This is a genomic window from Devosia sp. (genome assembly GCF_040509215.1).
In the GTDB taxonomy this organism is placed as follows: Bacteria; Pseudomonadota; Alphaproteobacteria; order Rhizobiales; family Devosiaceae; genus Devosia.
The window spans coordinates 1-2643 of record NZ_JBEVLL010000286.1 but is presented as its reverse complement, the minus strand read 5'-3'; the positions used below and the strand labels follow the sequence as shown (position 1 = coordinate 2643).

Here is a 2643-nt window from a genome sequence, read left to right as displayed (position 1 = left end):
GGAGAAGACACCTTAGTTAAAGAGTCAACCGCCATGCGGCCCTTGCCTGTTTTCAGCGCCCAACATCCATTAACACCACGATCGTAAGTCATGCGTTGGATCTCACATACGCGAGTATGGCGGAATGGCAGCTATTGGGATTTCTCCCAATACTCTCGAATGGCCGGAATGGGGCGCTCACCAGAAATCATGACTTACTAGAAATGAGAAGCTTTCCATCGGGAAACTGAGCCGCGAGGAACGCCGCGAAACTGGTGACTTTCGGGCTCGACAGTCTGGACGACGCATGCAGCACCCAGACCTCGATGGGGCGATTGATAACGTGTCCCCAGTGCGCGAGGCGTCCCAACGCGACCTCTTCGGCCACCAGCGACCACGGCAAAACCGCTGCTCCGCGTCCGGCCTGCACGGCCTGATGGATCATCATGATCAATGAAAGCCGCATGATGGGCTGGGGTTGATAGGTCACGGGGCCTTCACCTGCATCGACCACCCAGTCGCGCACCTCGCCGATCCGGCTCATCAAGATCGCGTCGACGGGTCCGCCGGCAGGCGGCCGCGTTACCTTCGGAGCGGCCACCAGCGCCAATTCGTCGGTGAAGAGGCGACGCCCCACCATGCTCTCCGTCGGTTTGGGATTGGTGCGGATAACGAGGTCGTAGCCCTCCTCGACCGGGTCGACAAAACGATCTTCGGCATTGATCTCGATCTGCAGGTGAGGATGGAGTTGTGAGAACAGCGCCGCAGCACGGCTCAGGGCTACATGACTGAACAGCACTGGCGCAGTGATGCGCAGCAAGCCCGAAAGCTGGCTGCCGCCATTGCGGATGTCGTCGCCGGCTTGCGCCAGTTCGCCGATCAGTCCGCGTGTGCGGGTGAGCAGCGCTTCGCCCTCGGCGGTCAGCCGCAGATGTGTGGCGCCGCGGTCGACCAGACGCACCTGAAGTGCGTCTTCGAGCTCCGTTACCTTGCGTGACAGAGTTGCCTTTGATCGGCCGGTGCTTCGCGCGGCCTTGCCCAAACCGCCATGCGCGGCAACGAGGACGAAGTCGGCCAGGGTCTCAAGGTCCATGCGTTTCAATAATGATACCCTCTGTCTCGATATTCGCGTCTGCGCGCTGAAAATGAAACATAATAGCTTGTCCATGTCCAAGGAGAACAGACATGAACAACCAGGCAATCATCCTCACCCAGTTCGGCGGCGTCGACACCATCAAGGCGTCCACCACACAGTTTCCCGAGGCCTCACCTGGCCTGGTGGTCGTGCGCGTCCGCGCCGCAGGCATCAACGGCCTCGACTGGAAGATCCGTGAAGGTTACCTCCGTGATGCCATGCCCACCGTCTTCCCGACAGTTCTCGGCCTCGAACTCGCCGGTGAAGTCCATGCCGTCGGGCCTGGCTCCCGCTTCGCCGTCGGCGACCGCGTCTTTGGTCTCGCCGCCCCCGGCAATGGCGCCTATGCCGAATATGTGGCGGTGCCGGAAATGCTGCTGGCGCCTATGCCGTCCAAGGTTTCCAACCAGGTTGCTGCTGCATTGCCGGTCGCCGGATTGACAGCCTGGCAGATGCTGCATGCTGCCGGCGCACCCAAGGCTGGCAACACCATGCTCGTGCACGGCGCCGCCGGCGGTGTCGGCACGCTGCTCGTGCAGATGGCCAAGCAAATGGATCTCAACGTCATCGCGACCGCGTCGCCATCCAGTCGGCAGCACCTGCTTGATCTGGGCGTCACCACCGTCATCGACAGGGTCACCGAGACATTCGAAGACATGGTGTCCGGGGTCGATCTCGTCATCGACCTTGTCGGCGCCGACGCACCGGACCGGTCGTGGTCAGTACTTCGTGAGGGTGGGACCATGGTGAGCGCGGCTCGCTTCGACATAGCCGCCCCTCGCACCGACGGTCGTCACGGCATCGCCTTTATGATGCAGCCTGACGGCGAGCGCCTCGCCGCCATCGTCCGTGCCGTCGCCGACGGTCAGCTCAATGCCACCATCGAGGAGACCGTGCCGTTCGCAGCCATCCCAGCGGCAATAGAGCGCAACCGCACGGGCCATGGCCCTGGCAAGACCGTCGCCGACTTCGCCCTCTAGCTCTCACAAAGGAATTCCGAAATGTCTGAACCCTACACCGCCCTGCCGGCAGACGACCTCAGCCGCAATGCCACCATCGTCCATGCAGACGATCCGGGCCTCACCCATCTCGGCATCGGCGCCGGCACCTACACCATCCTGTTCTCGGGCGAACAGACGGGTGGCGCATATACGCTAATCGAGATGCTCGTGCCCTCTGGGGGGCCGCCGCCTCACCGGCACGACTTCGAGGAAATGTTCTACATGCTCGAAGGCGAACTGGACGTGACTTTCCGTGATGAGCAGCATCGAATTGGGCCCGGCCAGGCCATCAACATCCCGGCCAACGCACCACACGTCTTCCGCGTCGCTTCAGCCACGCCCGCCCGGTTCCTGTGCCTCTGCCTGCCGTCGGGGCAGGACGAGTTCTTCAAGCTTGCCGGCGAAGTCTTGCCGACCCGCACCTCTCCTCCAGCAGTGCCGAGCCCAGAGCGGCTGAGCGAAATCCGGGGTCTGATGATGGCCAATGCTCTGCGCTTCAAGAGCGAGTTTCTGCCGCCCAAAGCATGA

The 2643-nt window shown here is 62.3% G+C and carries 3 protein-coding genes; 2 read left to right on the top strand and 1 reads right to left on the bottom strand.

What is annotated here, in order from left to right; translation table 11 throughout:
- Positions 1–187 precede the first annotated feature (187 nt).
- Positions 188–1072 carry a LysR family transcriptional regulator gene (locus ABW043_RS16040; protein ID WP_353922205.1) on the bottom strand — a complete coding sequence of 295 codons (885 nt, stop codon included), beginning with the start codon at positions 1070–1072 and terminating at the stop codon, positions 188–190.
- A gap of 92 nt (positions 1073–1164) precedes the next feature.
- Between ABW043_RS16040 and ABW043_RS16035 the strand changes: the two genes are divergently transcribed.
- Both ABW043_RS16035 and ABW043_RS16030 read left to right on the top strand, forming a co-directional pair.
- Entirely contained in the window at positions 1165–2094 is a 930-nt protein-coding gene (locus ABW043_RS16035; protein ID WP_353922204.1) for an NADP-dependent oxidoreductase, read from the top strand.
- A gap of 21 nt (positions 2095–2115) precedes the next feature.
- A complete protein-coding gene (locus ABW043_RS16030) occupies positions 2116–2643 on the top strand; it encodes a cupin domain-containing protein (RefSeq protein WP_353922203.1) in 528 nt (175 codons plus the stop codon).

Excerpts from the sequence above, each read along its gene's own strand:
- ABW043_RS16040 (WP_353922205.1), bottom strand. The coding sequence starts at position 1,072 with ATGGACCTTGAGACCCTGGCCGACTTCGTCCTCGTTGCCGCGCATGGC.
- ABW043_RS16035 (WP_353922204.1), top strand. The coding sequence starts at position 1,165 with ATGAACAACCAGGCAATCATCCTCACCCAGTTCGGCGGCGTCGACACC.
- ABW043_RS16030 (WP_353922203.1), top strand. The coding sequence starts at position 2,116 with ATGTCTGAACCCTACACCGCCCTGCCGGCAGACGACCTCAGCCGCAAT.